The sequence below is a fragment of the Bradyrhizobium sp. HKCCYLS3013 genome, assembly GCF_051167615.1.
GTDB lineage: Bacteria > Pseudomonadota > Alphaproteobacteria > Rhizobiales > Xanthobacteraceae > Bradyrhizobium.
Genome location: NZ_JBNPTK010000013.1, coordinates 105829 through 121126 on the forward strand (window position 1 = coordinate 105829; position 15298 = coordinate 121126).

The following is a 15298-nucleotide window of genomic DNA, read 5'->3' on the forward strand; positions in this document are numbered from 1 at the left end:
GTGGGCACGGCGCCGCTGCTATCTCGCTCGGCGAGAGCGTGTGAACGCGCCTTTGCCCACCCTACGATTTTGCGCGTGGAGCCGTCAGTCCTTCTGCGCCATATACGCGCGCCAGCCGCCGAACTCGGAGATGTCGCGCGCACCACCGAGCGCGGCGGGCTCGACGAGGAATCCCTTGGCGGTGCGGCCATCCGCCAGCCGGATGGTGCCGATCGACAGTGGCGGCGGGATCAGGTTGACGAATTGGCCGAAGCCGGCGGCCGACAGCGCCCAGATCTCGACCGCCATGGCGCTGCCCTTGCCATCGTCGATGCGCAGCATGCCGGGCTTGGGCGGCGTGGTCGACAGCGCATAGAGCTTGTAGTCCGGCGCGGTGGTCGTCGCCTCGAGCAGACGCCCGCCGAGGCTGGTCAGCTCGTGGTTCAACGCCATGCCCGAGAGATGCGCGCCGACGACGACGATGGCGATCTCGTCGCCATGCAGTGACGGTGACACAGGCGCGAGCGGCGGCAGCGGGATCGACTTGGCGCCGACCGGCAGCGCCGTGTCGGCATGAAAGGCGCGGCCGAGGCTGGCGAGCGCCGCATCGCGCCCGGCCGGCGCGAGCAGCGTGACGCCGAACGGAATGCCGTCGCTGCGCATGGCGGCAGGCACGGCGAGCCCGCAAAGATCGAGCAGGTTGACGAAATTGGTGTAGGTGCCGAGCCGGCTGTTGAGCTCGATCGGGTTGGCGAGCACGTCCGCGGTGGTATAGGCGGTCGGCGCCGTCGGCAGCACCAGCGCGTCGACGTCTGCGAACGTGCGCTCCGCCACCTTCCGCAGCCCCTGCAGACGATACAGCGCGGCAAACGTGTCGGCCGCGCTACCGCGCGCGCCGCCGATGGTGATCTCGCGCGTCACCGGATGGATCGCGTCGGGATCGGAGGCGAGGAGATCGCGGATCACGAGATAGCGCTCGGCAACCCACGGGCCTTCGTAGAGCAGCCGCGCGGTCTCATAGAACGGCTCGAGGTCGAATTCGACGAGCTCGGCGCCGAGCTTGGCGAAGCGTGCGGCCGCGGCGGCATAGGCTGCTTCGGCGGCCTTGTCGCCGAAGAAGATCAACTGGCCCGAACGGGGAATGCCGAGCTTCACGCCCTTCGGAAAGGCCGTCACAGCGGCCACGGGGCGGTCGCGCGAAAACGGATCGAGCGGATCGGGCGCTGCCATCACCGACAGCGCCGCGACCGCGTCGTCGACCGTGAGCGAGAACACCGAGATGCAGTCGAGCGTGCGGCACGCCGGCACGAGGCCCGTGGTCGAGATCATGCCCAGACTCGGCTTCAGCCCGACGATGTTGTTGAGCATCGCCGGCACCCGGCCCGAGCCGGCCGTGTCCGTCCCGAGCGACAGCGGCACGAGACCGGCCGAGACGGCCACGGCAGATCCCGAGCTCGATCCGCCCGGCACGAGGTCGGCGCGCACCGGGTTCTTCGGAATGCCATAGGGCGAGCGCACGCCGACGAGGCCGGTGGCGAACTGGTCGAGATTGGTCTTGCCGACGATGATCGCGCCGGCCGCGCGCAGCCGCCCCACCGCGGTGGAATCGCGAGATGGCGTGTACGCGAAGGCCGGGCAGGCGGCGGTGGTCGGCAGCCCCGCCACGTCGATGTTGTCCTTCACCGCGACGGGCACGCCGTAGAGCGGCAGCGATCTGTCCTTGTCGGCGAGGGCTTCGGCCTCCGCGAGCGCGTCGTTCTCGCCGCGCAGGCTGATGAAGATGGCGGGGTCGTTGTGCGCGCGAATCCGGGCGTAACAGCGCGCGATCGTGTCGCTTGGCTTTGTCAGGCCGGCGCGATGGGCGGCGACGATCTCGGCAATGGTCTCGGTCACGCGGCGCTCCGCGTCTCGTCCGAGCCCCAACTCTGGCCTGCCATTCTATTGCGCTCCGCTTCGCCAATCCTGCTGCGAACGTAGCAAGCCATGTGCCATTGTGTACACGGCTGGGATGCGGGCCCGACAAGGGAAAAATCTTGAAAGTCAGTGAGTTGGTATGCCGTCCGACAAGCCGTTGGGCGATCGGACACGGTTGCCGAAGGCGATTTGCCTAATTGATGGGCAGGTTGGGCGCCGGCGCCACCTAGTACCCGCGCCGCTCGGCCTCCCCGCCGGTGATGCGCGCGAGCCGTGCCTCGGTGGCCGAGCCCGTGCCACGGGCTGTCCGGAGCGATGCAGACGGCGGGCGGCTCACGGTGGCTCCCGACGACGGTGCGTCGTCAGCCCCACTGGGGAAGAACAGCAGCGCCACGCTCAGGCCGAGATTGACCAGCGCGCCAACCCACGTGCCGTGGTGCGATGATGTCGCCGCGTATTCGGGAAACCGGCCGGCGATCACGTAGTCCAGCACCATGACGGCAATCCAGGCCGGGATCACGCAGACCGGGTCCCAGCCGATGTCGCGGAAGCGCATCGCCTGCAGCATCAGGTTCGCGACCAGGCAAAGGCCAATCAGCACCATGATCGGCAAGCTCACCGTCAGCGCCGACGTCTGCGGGGCGAGCGCGGCAAGGCCGACGGCCACAACCACGATCATGACCACAGAAACCAGCGCAAGACCGAGCGAGGCGAGAAAATATTGCAGACGGCCGAGACGCGCATTGAAACCGAAAATGAACCCCAACATCCGCCACTCCCCGCAGGCCGAGCCGCAATCGAGGGCGCGGCCGACATGGCATATCAGGCTGAAATTGCCGCCCGCCTTCGCCGATAATTAGAATTGCATCGATCGCGTGCGACGGCGCTTTCGCGCTGCGACATCCCGCGCGGCCGAAAATATATCGTTGCTAAAGCAACTAATCTGTGGAACGATCGACCCGATCAGCAATGAGGCGCGGAATGATCCGCGTCTTGAAGAAGGGACGGGAACGTGATGCGCAGCCTGCTCGACGCAGGCGCGGCCGCTTGCGCGCGCGCCAACAGATTGCCGCAGCGGACAGGGCGGCCGCTCGGCGGTGGCCGCCGAAGTGGCTCAGCTCGCGCCCGTGACGGCGTCGAGATTGTCGTGGATCCGGCGCAGCAGAGTGATCAGGACTTCCCGCTCATCCTTGTCGAGACAGGCGAGCAGACGCCGCTCGCGTTCCAGCGCGGCGACGATGACCTTGTCGTGCGTCGCGCGGCCCTTGGCCGTCAACGAAATCGAATGGCTACGGCCATCCGCCGGATCGTTGCGGATCGCGATCAGGCCGCGGCCCTTCATCAGCGCCAGGGTGCGGCTGACCGGCCCCTTGTCGAAGCCGATCACGCTGCAGATGCGCGAGGCCGGGATGCCCGGCTCGATCGCCAGCAGCGACATGATCCGCCATTCGGTGACGTTGACGCCGAAATTGCCCTGATAGAACGCGGTGGCGCTGTTCGACAGCTTGTTGGCGATGAAGGTGATGAAGGCCGGCACATAGCGGTCGAGATCGAGCGTGAGGCCGTGCCCCTCAGGCTCGCGCGGCGGTGCCTTGCGCGGCGTCCCGGATTTCTCGCTCATGATCCCCAGCGTCTATGCATCGCCACTCATACGGATAGGAAAAGCCGCATGACAAGGCCAAACTTCGGGAGCTCCGCATGAACCCAACAGGTCTTTCCCCCGCTGCCGGCGTGGCGCCGGCCATCCCGCACCTCGCCATCGATCCGTTTTCGTATGAATTCTTTGACGATCCCTATCCGGCGCATCAGGAGATGCGCGAGGCCGGCCCCGTCGTCCATCTGGACGCGTGGAACGTCTACGGCGTCGCCCGCTATGCCGAGGTCTATGCCGTCCTCAACGATCCCCAGACATTCTGCTCCAGCCGCGGCGTGGGCTTGAGCGACTTCGCCAAGGAAAAGCCGTGGCGGCCGCCGAGCCTGATCCTCGAGGCGGATCCGCCTGCGCATACGCGCACCCGCGCCGTGCTGAGCAAGGTGCTGTCGCCGGCCGTCATGAAGCGGCTGCGCGACGGCTTCATGGCGGCGGCCGAGGCCAAGATCGACGAGCTCGTAGGCCGGAGCTCGTTCGACGCGATTCCGGATCTCGCGGAGGGCTATCCGCTGTCGGTGTTCCCCGATGCGCTTGGGTTGAAGCCGGAGGGGCGCGAGCATCTCATTCCCTATGCGAGCCTGGTGTTCAACGCCTTCGGTCCGCCGAATGAGCTGCGACAGCAGGCGATCGAGCGCTCGGCGCCGCACCAGGCCTATGTCACGGAGCAGTGCCAGCGCGACAATCTCACGCCCGGCGGCTTCGGCGCCTGCATCCATGCCTTCAGTGACACCGGTGAGATCACGCCGGCCGAGGCGCCATTGCTCGTGCGCTCGCTGCTGTCGGCCGGCCTCGACACCACGGTCTATGGCATCGGCGCCGCGGTCTATTGTCTTGCCCGCTTTCCAGACCAATGGGCGCGGCTGCGCGCCGATCCGTCGCTGGCGCGCAACGCGTTCGAGGAGGCCGTGCGCTTCGAAAGCCCGGTGCAGACCTTCTTCCGCACCACCACGCGGGACGTCGAGCTTGGCGGTGTCGTCATTCCCGAAGGCGAGAAGGTGCTGATGTTCTTAGGTGCCGCCAATCGCGATCCCCGCCGCTGGGAGCAGCCGGACAGCTACGACGTCACTCGAAAAGTCTCAGGTCACGTGGGCTTCGGCTCGGGCATCCACATGTGCGTCGGTCAGTTGGTTGCGCGCCTCGAAGGCGAGGCGGTGCTGACGGCGCTTGCGCGCAAGGTCGGGAGCATCACGATGAGCGGCCAGCCGAAGCGCCGCTACAACAACACGCTGCGCGGGCTGGAGAGCCTGCCGGTGACGTTCACTCCAGCCTGCACTCCAGCCTGAGTCATGCCATGACGACGATCACTTTCCTTCACCCCGACAACCGCAGCGAAAGCGTGGAGGCCGAGGACGGCGCCAGCGTCATGCTCGCGGCGCTGACCCACGGCATCGATGGCATCGTCGCCGAATGCGGCGGCAATGCCGTCTGCGCCACCTGCCACGTCTATGTCGACGACGCCTGGACAGCGAGGCTCGATCCGGTCTCCGACGACGAGGATGCGCTGCTCGATGGCACGGCGGCGGAGCGGCTGCCGAACAGCCGCCTGTCCTGCCAGATCAAGGTGCAGCCGGCGCTGGCCGGTCTGGTCGTGCGTATCCCGGACAAGCAGAGCTGACGGCTTCGACAACAATCAAAACAAGCAACACATGGGGAAGGAACACATGAAGCAACTCAGGACCTGTGCGCTCGCGCTGGCCGCATCATTGGGCGTCTCGGCCGGAGCATCCGCCGGCGAGATCTCAGACAACGTCGTGCGCGTGGGCGTGCTCAACGACATCTCCGGCATCTTCCAGGACACCAACGGCATGGGCTCGGTCGAGGCCGCGCGCATGGCGGCGGAGGATTTCAACGGCGGCGGCAAAGGCATCAAGGTCGAGATCGTCTATGCCGATCACCAGAACAAGGCCGATGTCGGCTCGGCGATCACGCGGAAATGGCTCGATGTCGACAAGGTCGATGCCGTCGTCGACGTGCCCAACTCGGCCGTCGGCCTCACGGTCAACGAGCTGCTGCGCAACAGCCGCATGACTTTCCTGGCCTCGTCGACCGCAAGCTCCGATCTCACCGGCAAGGCGTGCTCGCCCAACACCATTCAGTGGGTCAACGACGCCTGGGCGACCGGCAACACCACGGCGGCCGCGATGATGGGCCGTGGCGGCAAGGACTGGTACTTCATCACGGTCAACTACGCGCTCGGCCAGGGCATCGAGGCGGAGGCCACCAACTACATCGAGAAGCACGGCGGCAAGGTGCTGGGCTCGGCGAAGCATCCGCTCGGTACGACGGACTTCGCCTCGTTCCTGCTGCAAGCGCAGGGCTCCAAGGCGAAAGTCATCGGGTTGGCGAACGCTGGCGGCGACACCATCAACGCGGTCAAGCAGGCGTCCGAGTTCGGCATCCAGCAGGGCGGTCAGTCGCTGGTCGCGTTCCTGCTCTTCATCAACGACATCCACGGCATGGGCTTGAAGGCGGCGCAGGGCCTGCAACTGCTCGAAGCGTTCTACTGGGACATGGACGACGACACCCGCGCCTTCGCCAAGCGCTTCGCGGCGCGCCCCGGCATGAACGGCAAGATGCCGAGCGGCAACCAGGCCGGCGTCTATGCCTCGACGCTTGCCTACCTCAATGCGGTTGCGGCCACCGGCAGCGACGATGCCAAGGACGTCGTTCCGCAGATGAAGACGGTGAAGGGCAAGGACAAGCTGTTTGGCGACACCATGATCCGCGCCGACGGCCGCGTGGTGCATCCGATGTATCTGTTCGAGGTGAAGAAGCCGGAGGAGTCGAAATATCCGTACGACTACTATCGTCTGGTCTCGACGATCCCGGCCGAGCAGGCGTTTCGTCCGATCGCTGAAGGTGGTTGCGCGCTGGTGAAGTGACGCTCTTTGCGGGTGCCATGACGAGCATCCCAGCCGGCCGTGTCATGCTGACGCGGCCGGCTTCTGCTGTGCTGCAGTATCCTTAACAAGCACTATAGTTCTTGCCTTTGCCCGTTTCCGGGAATTATGGTGCATGGGCCGATCGCGCGCAGGATGAGCACCGCGCGACGGATGCTGCGGCGAAACGCCGCCGCGGGTCGTGCTGCTGCGTGGCGGCGACGAAACAACGATAAGAACGAATTTGTTTGAGGGGAGGGAAGACCATGAAGAGCTTCTGGCTGGCGAGCGCCGCGGCACTGCTGTTTTCGAGCACGGCCTTTGCCGGCGACACCATCAAGATCGGCTTCGTCTCGACGTTCAGCGGTCCGACCGCCGTGATCGGCAACGACATGCGCAACTCGTTCGAGCTCGCGCTCGACCATCTCGGCCGCAAGATCGACGGCAAGCCGGTCGAGGTGATCTACGAGGACGACCAGCAGAAGCCTGACGTCGGCAAGCAGAAGACCGAGAAGCTGGTGCAGTCCGACAAGGTGGACTTCATCGTCGGCTACATCTGGTCGAACGTGCTCTTGGCCTCGCTGAAGACCGCGGTGGATTCCCAGACCTTCCTGATCTCGGCCAATGCCGGCCCGTCGCAGCTCGCCGGCGAATTGTGCTCGCCTTACGTGTTCTCGACCTCCTGGCAGAACGACCAGACGCCCGCGGCGATGGGCCTCTACATGAACCAGAAGGGCGTCAAGTCGGTGTTCCTGATCGGCCCGAACTATGCCGCCGGCAAGGACATGCTGGCCGGCGTGAAGAGCACCTTCAAGGGCCAGGTCGTCGGCGAGGAATACACGGTGTGGCCGAGCCAGCTCGACTTCTCCGCCGAGCTCTCCAAGGCGCGCGCCTCCGGCGCCGAGTCGATCTTCGTGTTCTATCCAGGTGCGGCCGGCGTGCAGTTCCTCAATCAATACGCGCAGGCCGGGCTCAAGGAGAAGATGCCGCTCTACACCGCCTTCACCGTGGACGAATTGTCGCTGCCGCTGCAGAAGGACAATGCGATCGGCGTGCCCGGCGCCCAGGAATGGGTCAACGACCTGCCGAACGAGCAGAACAAGAAGTTCGTCGCCGACTACCGCAAGAAATACACCGGCCTGCGTCCGACCTATTACGGCGCCCAGGCCTATGACGCGGCCCAGCTGATCAACAGCGCCGTGGTTGCGGTCAAGGGCGACACGTCCAAGAAGGACGCGATGAAGGCCGAGATGGAGAAGGCCAACTTCAAGTCGCTGCGCGGCTCCTTCAAATTCGGCAACAACCACATCCCGATCCAGAACTTCTACCTGCAGGACGTGGTCAAGGACGCCGACGGCCAGCTCTCGCTGAAGACGGTCGCCACCATCGTCGAGAACGACCAGGACCGCTTCCACGACAAGTGCCCGATGAAGTGAGCGCAAAGAATTCCGGGCCAGGCGCCGAAACAGGCCTGGAATTTGCTTGAAGCTTAAAACATCTCCGGCCTAAGATCGGGACGGACATGGCGGCAGCGCCTGGAACGGGTTCTGCCGCCGTCTTTTTAAGCGTGAAGTGAGGGGCATGCTTCTCGTCGTCGAACAATTCCTGAACGGGCTGCAGTTCGGACTGCTGCTGTTCCTGCTGGCCGCCGGCCTGACGCTGGTGTTCGGCATCATGGATTTCGTGAACCTCGCCCACGGCTCGCTCTACATGATGGGCGCCTATTTCGCGGCGACCTTCGTGGCCTGGACCGGCAGCTTCGTGTTCGGTGCGGTCATGGCGCTCGGAGCCACGCTTCTGCTCGGCATCGTGCTCGAATTCACGGCACTTCGCCATCTCTATGGGCGTGATCACCTTGACCATGTGCTCGCGACGTTCGGCCTGATCCTCTTCTTCAACGAGGGCGTCCGGCTGATCTGGGGCCCGGCGGGACTGGCGCTGCCGCTGCCGTCCTGGCTCGCCTTCCCGGTCACGATCCTGCCCGGCATCCAATATCCCGCCTATCGGCTCGCCATCATTGTCGTGGCGCTCCTGGTGGCGCTGCTGCTCTACCTCGGCGTGATGCGGACGCGGATCGGCATGCTGATCCGGGCCGGCGCCTCCAACCGCGAGATGATCGGTGCGCTCGGCATCAACATCAAGCTGCTCTATACGCTGGTGTTCGGCCTCGGCGCCGCGCTGGCGGGCCTCGCCGGGCTGATGCAGGCGCCGATCCTGACCGTGCAGATCGGCATGGGCGAGAACATCCTGATCCTTGCCTTCGTCGTGATCGTGATCGGCGGCATCGGCTCGATCCGCGGCGCCTTCATCGCCGCGATCATGATCGGCCTGATCGACACGATGGGCCGCGCCTTCCTGCCAAACCTGTTGCGCCAGGTGCTGAACTCGGCGGCGGCGTCCACGGCGGCGCCGGCGATGTCGTCGATGCTGATCTATTTCCTGATGGCGATCGTGCTGGTGGCGCGGCCTGAAGGTCTGTTTCCGGCCAACCGCAGATGAAATCACAGCTCAACGTCTCAAGCCTCGTGGCCGCACTCGTCGTGGCCGGCCTGGTGCTGCTGCCGGTCTATTCCAACCTCTCCGGCAACATTTTCATCCTCACGCTGTTCACCCGCATCGTGATCCTGGCGCTGGCGGCCGTCAGCCTCAACCTCATCATGGGCTATGGCGGCATGATGAGCTTCGGCCATGCCGCCTATCTCGGCATCGGCGGCTACGCCGTCGGCATCCTGGCGCAGGAAGGCATCGGCTCCGGCTGGGCGCAGTTCGCGGTGGCGATCGCGGTGTCGGCGCTCTATGCGCTGGTGATCGGTGCGCTTTCCCTGCGCACCCGCGGCGTCTATTTCATCATGATCACGCTGGCTTTTGCGCAGATGGCCTACTACGTCGCGTCCGGCCTCGCCCGTTACGGCGGGGATGATGGGCTCACCGTCTACAAGCGCAGCGATTTCGGTGGCCTGATCAACCTCGGCAACCGCGTGCAGTTCTATTATCTCTGCCTGTTCTGCCTGCTTGCCGTCGTGGTGCTGATCTGGCGCATCGTCAATTCGCGCTTCGGCCTCGTGCTGCAGGGCCTGCGCTCCAACGAGCAGCGCATGCAGGCGATCGGCTTCCCGTCGAAGCGGTACAAGCTGGCGTGCTTCGTCATCGCCGGCATGCTGTGCGGCCTGTCCGGCGCACTGCTTGCCAACAATACCGATTTCGTCAGCCCTGCCGTGATGTACTGGACCCGCTCCGGCGATCTCATGGTGATGGTCATCCTCGGCGGCATGGGCACCCTGATGGGGCCGGTCGTCGGCGCGGTGGTGTTCCTCGTGCTGGAAGAGGTGCTGTCGCAGATCACCGAATATTGGGCGCTGATCATGGGGCCGCTGCTGCTCCTGATCGTGCTGTTCGGCCGCGGCGGCATCATGGGCATGCTCGGGAGGTTGAACCGTGGCTGAGCCGCTGCTTCGCGTCGACAATCTCGTGCGCCGGTTCGGCGGCATCGTCGCCACCGATCACGTCTGCCTGGACGTTGCCAAGGGCGAGATCCACGCCATCATCGGGCCGAACGGCGCCGGCAAGACCACGCTGATCAGCCAGCTCACCGGCCACCTGGCGCCGCATGCGGGGCGCATTTTCTTAGGTGGCCGCGACATCTCGCATTTCCCCGCCTATAAGCGCAGCGCACTGGGGCTGGCGCGTTCGTTCCAGATCACCTCGCTGCTGACCGACTTCACCGCGGCCGACAATGTCGCGCTGGCGGCGCAAGCCCATGACGGCAAGCACTCGTTCCGTTTCTTCGCAGCCGCGCGCAAGGACAAGCCGCTGCGCGCCGCCGCGCACGCCGCGCTGGAGCGCGTCGGTCTCGGCCATCGCGCCGACGTGCTGGTCTCGAAGCTCAGCCATGGCGAGCAGCGCGAGCTGGAGCTCGCGGTCGCGCTCGCGACCAAGCCGCAGCTCCTGCTGCTCGATGAGCCGATGGCCGGCTTGGGGGTGACCGAGTCGCAGCGCATGGTGAAGCTGCTCAATGAGCTGCGCGACGAGGTCTCGATCGTGCTGGTCGAGCACGACATGGAGGCGGTGTTCGCGCTCGCCGACCGCATCTCGGTGCTGGTCTATGGCCGCATCATCGCCTCGGGCAAGCCGGACGAGATCCGGCAGAACGAGGAGGTCAAGCGCGCCTATCTCGGCGACCAGCATGTGGTCGTCGGCCATGGTTGATCTGGGGACAAGCGCCATGCTGCTCGAGGTCGACGGCATCGAGACCTGTTACGGCCTGAGTCAGGTCTTGTTCGGCCTGTCGCTGGCGATCCGTCCCGGCGAGATGGTCTCGCTGATGGGCCGCAACGGCATGGGCAAGACCACCACGATCCGATCGATCATGGGCCTGACCCAGGCGCGCGCCGGCCTGATCCGCTTCAGCGGCCAGGAGACGCGAAAGCTGCCGTCCTACAGGATCGCCCAGCTCGGCATCGGCCTGGTGCCGGAGGGACGGCAGATCTTTCCGAATCTGACCGTCACCGAGAATCTCGTAGCGGCTTCGGCCAACCGGCTCGGCGCGTCCGATCCTTGGACGCTCGACAAGATCCATGCGCTGTTTCCGCGGCTCGCCGAACGCGGCAGCAACATGGGCAACCAGCTCTCCGGCGGCGAGCAGCAGATGCTGGCGATCGGCCGGGCGCTGATGACCAACCCAAAACTCCTCATTCTCGACGAGGCGACCGAGGGGCTGGCGCCGTTGATCCGCGAGGAGATCTGGAACTGCCTGTCGCTGCTGAAATCGCGCGGGCAGTCGATTCTGGTGATCGACAAGAATGTCGAGCATCTGACCCGCATCTGCGACCGCCACTATATCATCGAGCGTGGCCGCACGGTGTGGCACGGCACATCGGACCAACTGATGGCCGAGCCGGAGCTGCAGCACCGTTATCTCGGTATCTGAGGGCGGAGCGCTGCCGGCTATGACGACGTGGAAGCGGATTGACTCAAATCAAGATCGCGTCGCGCGAGGGGCGTAGATTTCATAATCGTGCTGGCATGCGCCGATTTTTCGCATTGAGGCGCGGCGTGGACGGGATTATTCTTCAGGGTAGTACTTTGTTTCACCCTTTACCAAAGGTTGAGCAAATGCGTGCGCCTCATCTCCGAATCGAAGCACCGAAAAAGGCCGCGGCCAGTCTGCGCAGCTTCTGGTCTGCTCATTCCGACCTCGAGACGGCGCTTTGTCTCGCCTTCATGCTGATCGTCGGAATCATCGTCAAGATGACGCCGCCAACCTAGGCGCCGCCGATCTGCGCATCGCCGCCTCCGCGCTCAGCGGTCGAACGGGATGTACTTCTGGTATTCCTTCGGCACCCGGCTGCGATAGCGCGAGGGCACCTTGCCGCTGCGCAGGGAGTCTTCGACTTCCTGCCGGGTGGTCTTGGTACGCTTCTTCTTTTTCGTGGCGGCCGCATCGGCGGCCGGCTTTGTCTCGGCCGGCTTTTCGGTCGCGGCTGCCGGCGCCGGAGCAGGTGCCGCCGCGGCAGGGGAGGGACTTGGCGTCGGAGAGGGAGTTGCGGCGGGAGCAGGCTGGGCCGGCGCATCCGCTGCCGGTGCGCTCTGCGCCATGGCCGCTCCGGACGCAAGACTCACGACCAGCATGCTTGCCATTGCGATCCCTGACAACTTGATCATGACAACGAGACTCCCAACACAGCACCGGATGTGCCGACCTGATGAGGTCGTTCGCGCTCGGCCACCGGTTCATGCCACTGATGAATGGCCGCCGAGCGCCAACGATCCTCATCGCCTAAGATGAATTCGTGATGCCGTCTTTTTGAGCATATGCTGTGATTTGTTCCGTTGAATCGCAAGCATTTTCCGTGGCACGCGGATTGCTCTTCCAGTTGCTCAGAGTTGGCAGCTAGGGTTCCGGTTCTCGGTCGAGAACGCTGGTCCGAGAGCAGCCGCCAGGGGAGAGCCCTGGTGCACGGCGGGATAAAAACCCGGGAGACCTCAGTGGCCGCGCTTGGCAGGCACGAGGTTCTTCATGCCAGTCCGCGGTCAGAAAACCGATGAGGGACTGGACATGTTCAAAGCGCGAAATCTGTTTGTTGCCCTGCTCGCGGCATCGACGCTGGCGACCGCGTCGCTGTCATCAGCGTCAGCCGAGAAGAAGAAGGAATTCAACATCGCCTGGACGATCTATGTCGGCTGGATGCCGTGGCCCTATGCGGCCGAGTCCGGGATCGTCAAGAAGTGGGCCGACAAATACGGCATCACGATCAAGGTCACGCAGATCAACGACTACGTCGAATCGATCAACCAGTATACCGCCGGCAAGTTCGACGGCGTCACCGTCACCAACATGGATGCGCTGACCATCCCCGCTGCCGGCGGCGTCGACACGTCGGCCATCATCATGGGCGACTACTCCAACGGCAATGACGGCGTCGTGCTCAAGAAGGGCAAGACCATGGCCGACATCAAGGGCCAGAAGGTCAACCTCGTCGAGCTCTCGGTGTCGCATTATCTGCTGGCGCGCGGTCTCGAGACCGCGAAGCTGTCCGAGAAGAACATCAAGACGGTCAACACCTCGGACGCCGACATCGTCGCCGCCGCGAAGTCGCCGGACACGACGGCCGTGGTCACCTGGAATCCGCAGCTGCTGGAGGTGAAGGCCGAGCCTGGCGCGACGCTGGTGTTCGACTCCAGCAAGATCCCCGGCGAGATCGAGGATCTCATGGTCGTCAACAGTGCGACGCTCAAGGACAATCCCGAGCTCGGCAAGGCGCTGGTCGGCATCTGGTACGAGACCATCGCGCTGATGAAGGACCAGAGCGAGAAGGGCAAGGCCGCGCGCGAGGCCATGGCCAAGCTGTCGGGCACCGATCTCGCCGGTTTCGAGACCCAGCTCAAGACCACGTTCATGTATTATGAGCCGAAGGACGCGCTCGCCTTCGTGACCGGACCGGAATTGCCGAAGATCATGGATCTCGTGCGCACCTTCTGCTTCGATCACAACCTGCTTGGCGAGAACGTGAAGTCGAAGGACGCGGTCGGCATCTCCACGCCAACGAAGACGCTGGGCGCGGCCGGCAATGTCAAGCTGCGCTTCGATCCGACCTTCATGAAGATGGCCGCCGACGGGAAGCTCTGAGCCGTCTGTCCGCTGCGCAACTCGTGTCACCCCTCACCCTGAGGAGCTTGCGTCAGCAAGCGTCTCGAAGGGTGAGGCCGAGGTGGGCCTCATGGTTCGAGACGGCGCTGCGCGCCTCCTCACCATGAGGAGTTAGGGAGCCATCCATGACGCGTGCGATGAACGTCGTCCCGAACCGGGGCAGCCGGCTGTTGCTGGCGCTGCTGCCGTTCCTGCTGATCGCGCTGATCTACGTGGTGGGGTCGGCGCAGCGGCGTGCGGACAATCCGGACGACAAGCTGCTGCCGCCGGTCTCCGAGATGGTCGCGACCTCGAAGCGGCTCGCGACCGAGCCGGATCGTCGCTCCGGCGACTACGTGCTGTGGTCGGACACGGCCGCGAGCCTGCAGCGGCTCGCGCTCGGGCTCGGCATTGCCGCCGTCATCGGCCTCGTGCTCGGACTCGCCATCGGCTTGCTTCCGATCGCCGGCGCCGGCTTCGGCACGCTGATTGCGGTACTGTCGATGATCCCGCCGATGGCGGTGCTGCCGGTTCTGTTCATCGTGTTCGGCCTCGGCGAGCTGTCCAAGGTGGTGCTGATCATCATCGGCGTTACGCCGACCCTGGTGCGCGACCTCTCGCTCGAGGTGCAGAACATGCCGCGCGAGCAGCTGATCAAGGCGCAGACCCTGGGCGCCTCGACCTGGCAGGTCGCGATCCGCGTCGTGCTGCCGCAGATCATGCCACGCCTGATCCAGGGGCTGCGGCTCATGATCGGGCCCGCTTTCCTGTTCCTGATCTCGGCCGAGGCGATCGCCTCCGATGTCGGGCTCGGCTACCGCATCTTCCTGGTCCGGCGCTATCTGTCGATGGACGTGATCCTGCCTTACGTCGTCTGGATCACGCTGCTCGCCTACATCTTCGACTATGCGCTGGTCTGGTTCGGACGGCGCGCCTTTCCCTGGGCCTATGCGCGAGGGAGCCGCTGATGAGCACGCTGTCCTTCCGCAACGTCTGGGTCGAATATGGCAACCAGGTCGTGCTCGAGCGCATCAATCTCGAAATCGCCTCCGGCACCTTCCTGTCGATCGTCGGCCCTTCAGGTGCAGGCAAGAGCACCTTCCTGCGCCTGATCCTCGGCCAGGAGAGGCCGACCGATGGCGCCGTGCTGCTCGATGGACAGCCGTTTCCGGCCGAGCCGGGGCCGGACCGCGGCATCGTGTTCCAGCGCTATTCGGTGTTCCCACATCTGACCGTGCTCGGCAACGTGCTGCTCGGCTATGAGCTTGCCGGCAGCCCGTTCACGGCGCGGCTGTTCGGGTCGGCGCGCAAGGAGGCGATGGAGAAGAGCCGTGCGCTGATCGAGGCCGTCGGCCTGGCCGAGCATCGCGACAAATATCCGAGCGCGCTGTCCGGCGGCATGCAGCAGCGGCTGGCGATCGCGCAGGCGCTGGCGAAGCAGCCGCGCGTGCTGCTGCTCGACGAGCCCTTTGGCGCGCTCGATCCCGGCACCCGTGCGCAGATGCATGGGCTGATCAAGCCGTTGTGGCGCGAGCACAACATGACCATCGTGATGGTCACCCACGATATCAAGGAGGCGTTCGGCCTCGCCACCCGGTTGATCGCGCTCGACCGCCCGCGCAAGGATCCGCAGGCGCCCGAGCGCTTCGGCGCGCGCATCACCTACGACCTCGATCTCACCCGCGACAGCGCCGTGCCGGTGCTCGGATTCATCCGCGCCAGCCTGCAGGCGGCGCAATAGTCAGTTCA

At 65.0% G+C, this 15298-nt stretch carries 16 protein-coding genes and 1 riboswitch; of the genes, 12 read left to right on the forward strand and 4 right to left on the reverse strand.

Translation table 11 applies throughout. The features are described 5' to 3' along the window. Positions 1-84 precede the first annotated feature (84 nt). From atzF to ACQR1F_RS22640, 3 genes are all read right to left on the reverse strand, one after another. Complete coding sequence (gene atzF, locus ACQR1F_RS22630) at positions 85-1872, reverse strand: allophanate hydrolase (RefSeq protein ID WP_434913909.1); 1788 nt, start codon at positions 1870-1872, stop codon at positions 85-87. 247 nt (positions 1873-2119) lie between these two features. Continuing rightward, a complete protein-coding gene (locus tag ACQR1F_RS22635) occupies positions 2120-2662 on the reverse strand; it encodes a DUF805 domain-containing protein (protein WP_316237364.1) in 543 nt (180 codons plus the stop codon). A gap of 345 nt (positions 2663-3007) precedes the next feature. Continuing rightward, positions 3008-3514 (reverse strand): MarR family winged helix-turn-helix transcriptional regulator, encoded by a 507-nt coding sequence (locus ACQR1F_RS22640; protein ID WP_315801623.1) that lies wholly within the window; start codon positions 3512-3514, stop codon positions 3008-3010. A gap of 77 nt (positions 3515-3591) precedes the next feature. On the opposite strand from ACQR1F_RS22640, the gene ACQR1F_RS22645 reads away from it, so the two are divergent. The 9 genes from ACQR1F_RS22645 to ACQR1F_RS22685 all read left to right on the forward strand — a co-directional run bounded on the left by ACQR1F_RS22645 (position 3592) and on the right by ACQR1F_RS22685 (position 11688). Then, on the forward strand, positions 3592-4827 hold the full coding sequence (locus tag ACQR1F_RS22645) for a cytochrome P450 (RefSeq protein ID WP_434838131.1): 1236 nt from the start codon (positions 3592-3594) through the stop codon (positions 4825-4827). 8 nt (positions 4828-4835) lie between these two features. Next, entirely contained in the window at positions 4836-5159 is a 324-nt protein-coding gene (locus ACQR1F_RS22650; RefSeq protein ID WP_315801621.1) for a 2Fe-2S iron-sulfur cluster-binding protein, read from the forward strand. Between the two features lie 46 nt (positions 5160-5205). Beyond that, entirely contained in the window at positions 5206-6426 is a 1221-nt protein-coding gene (locus ACQR1F_RS22655; RefSeq protein ID WP_315801620.1) for an ABC transporter substrate-binding protein, read from the forward strand. Between the two features lie 263 nt (positions 6427-6689). Beyond that, positions 6690-7859 (forward strand): ABC transporter substrate-binding protein, encoded by a 1170-nt coding sequence (locus ACQR1F_RS22660; protein ID WP_434913910.1) that lies wholly within the window; start codon positions 6690-6692, stop codon positions 7857-7859. 145 nt (positions 7860-8004) lie between these two features. Next, positions 8005-8922, forward strand: coding sequence for a branched-chain amino acid ABC transporter permease (locus ACQR1F_RS22665; RefSeq protein ID WP_434913911.1), 918 nt, complete (start codon positions 8005-8007; stop codon positions 8920-8922). Further along, positions 8919-9866 (forward strand): branched-chain amino acid ABC transporter permease, encoded by a 948-nt coding sequence (locus tag ACQR1F_RS22670; protein WP_434848373.1) that lies wholly within the window; start codon positions 8919-8921, stop codon positions 9864-9866. Before ACQR1F_RS22665 ends, ACQR1F_RS22670 begins: the two co-directional genes overlap by 4 nt. Continuing rightward, on the forward strand, positions 9859-10629 hold the full coding sequence (locus ACQR1F_RS22675) for an ABC transporter ATP-binding protein (protein ID WP_434838128.1): 771 nt from the start codon (positions 9859-9861) through the stop codon (positions 10627-10629). The genes ACQR1F_RS22670 and ACQR1F_RS22675 overlap by 8 nt, the downstream gene beginning before the upstream one ends. A gap of 16 nt (positions 10630-10645) precedes the next feature. Beyond that, complete coding sequence (locus tag ACQR1F_RS22680; RefSeq protein WP_315801771.1) at positions 10646-11350, forward strand: ABC transporter ATP-binding protein; 705 nt, start codon at positions 10646-10648, stop codon at positions 11348-11350. A gap of 38 nt (positions 11351-11388) precedes the next feature. Then, positions 11389-11688: a hypothetical protein gene (locus ACQR1F_RS22685; protein ID WP_434913912.1), complete on the forward strand. Its 300-nt coding sequence runs from the start codon at positions 11389-11391 to the stop codon at positions 11686-11688. Positions 11689-11721: 33 nt separating this feature from the next. On the opposite strand, the gene ACQR1F_RS22690 is transcribed toward ACQR1F_RS22685, so the two are convergent. Beyond that, positions 11722-12084 carry a hypothetical protein gene (locus tag ACQR1F_RS22690; RefSeq protein ID WP_434913913.1) on the reverse strand — a complete coding sequence of 121 codons (363 nt, stop codon included), beginning with the start codon at positions 12082-12084 and terminating at the stop codon, positions 11722-11724. Positions 12085-12302: 218 nt separating this feature from the next. Beyond that, a riboswitch (guanidine-I (ykkC/yxkD leader) is annotated at positions 12303-12404 on the forward strand. 74 nt (positions 12405-12478) lie between these two features. Here ACQR1F_RS22690 and ACQR1F_RS22695 point away from each other — a divergent pair. From ACQR1F_RS22695 to ACQR1F_RS22705, 3 genes are all read left to right on the forward strand, one after another. After that, positions 12479-13549, forward strand: coding sequence for a putative urea ABC transporter substrate-binding protein (locus tag ACQR1F_RS22695; protein ID WP_316182023.1), 1071 nt, complete (start codon positions 12479-12481; stop codon positions 13547-13549). Between the two features lie 146 nt (positions 13550-13695). Next, positions 13696-14517 carry an ABC transporter permease gene (locus ACQR1F_RS22700; RefSeq protein WP_315801612.1) on the forward strand — a complete coding sequence of 274 codons (822 nt, stop codon included), beginning with the start codon at positions 13696-13698 and terminating at the stop codon, positions 14515-14517. Next, a complete protein-coding gene (locus tag ACQR1F_RS22705) occupies positions 14517-15290 on the forward strand; it encodes an ABC transporter ATP-binding protein (RefSeq protein ID WP_434838122.1) in 774 nt (257 codons plus the stop codon). The genes ACQR1F_RS22700 and ACQR1F_RS22705 overlap by 1 nt, the downstream gene beginning before the upstream one ends. Positions 15291-15298: the final 8 nt, after the last annotated feature.

Coding starts and splice junctions, on each gene's coding strand:
- ACQR1F_RS22635 (WP_316237364.1), bottom strand. CDS start 2,662: ATGTTGGGGTTCATTTTCGGTTTCAATGCGCGTCTCGGCCGTCTGCAA.
- ACQR1F_RS22640 (WP_315801623.1), bottom strand. CDS start 3,514: ATGAGCGAGAAATCCGGGACGCCGCGCAAGGCACCGCCGCGCGAGCCT.
- ACQR1F_RS22645 (WP_434838131.1), top strand. CDS start 3,592: ATGAACCCAACAGGTCTTTCCCCCGCTGCCGGCGTGGCGCCGGCCATC.
- ACQR1F_RS22650 (WP_315801621.1), top strand. CDS start 4,836: ATGACGACGATCACTTTCCTTCACCCCGACAACCGCAGCGAAAGCGTG.
- ACQR1F_RS22655 (WP_315801620.1), top strand. CDS start 5,206: ATGAAGCAACTCAGGACCTGTGCGCTCGCGCTGGCCGCATCATTGGGC.
- ACQR1F_RS22660 (WP_434913910.1), top strand. CDS start 6,690: ATGAAGAGCTTCTGGCTGGCGAGCGCCGCGGCACTGCTGTTTTCGAGC.
- ACQR1F_RS22665 (WP_434913911.1), top strand. CDS start 8,005: ATGCTTCTCGTCGTCGAACAATTCCTGAACGGGCTGCAGTTCGGACTG.
- ACQR1F_RS22670 (WP_434848373.1), top strand. CDS start 8,919: ATGAAATCACAGCTCAACGTCTCAAGCCTCGTGGCCGCACTCGTCGTG.
- ACQR1F_RS22680 (WP_315801771.1), top strand. CDS start 10,646: ATGCTGCTCGAGGTCGACGGCATCGAGACCTGTTACGGCCTGAGTCAG.
- ACQR1F_RS22690 (WP_434913913.1), bottom strand. CDS start 12,084: ATGATCAAGTTGTCAGGGATCGCAATGGCAAGCATGCTGGTCGTGAGT.
- ACQR1F_RS22695 (WP_316182023.1), top strand. CDS start 12,479: ATGTTCAAAGCGCGAAATCTGTTTGTTGCCCTGCTCGCGGCATCGACG.
- ACQR1F_RS22700 (WP_315801612.1), top strand. CDS start 13,696: ATGACGCGTGCGATGAACGTCGTCCCGAACCGGGGCAGCCGGCTGTTG.
- ACQR1F_RS22705 (WP_434838122.1), top strand. CDS start 14,517: ATGAGCACGCTGTCCTTCCGCAACGTCTGGGTCGAATATGGCAACCAG.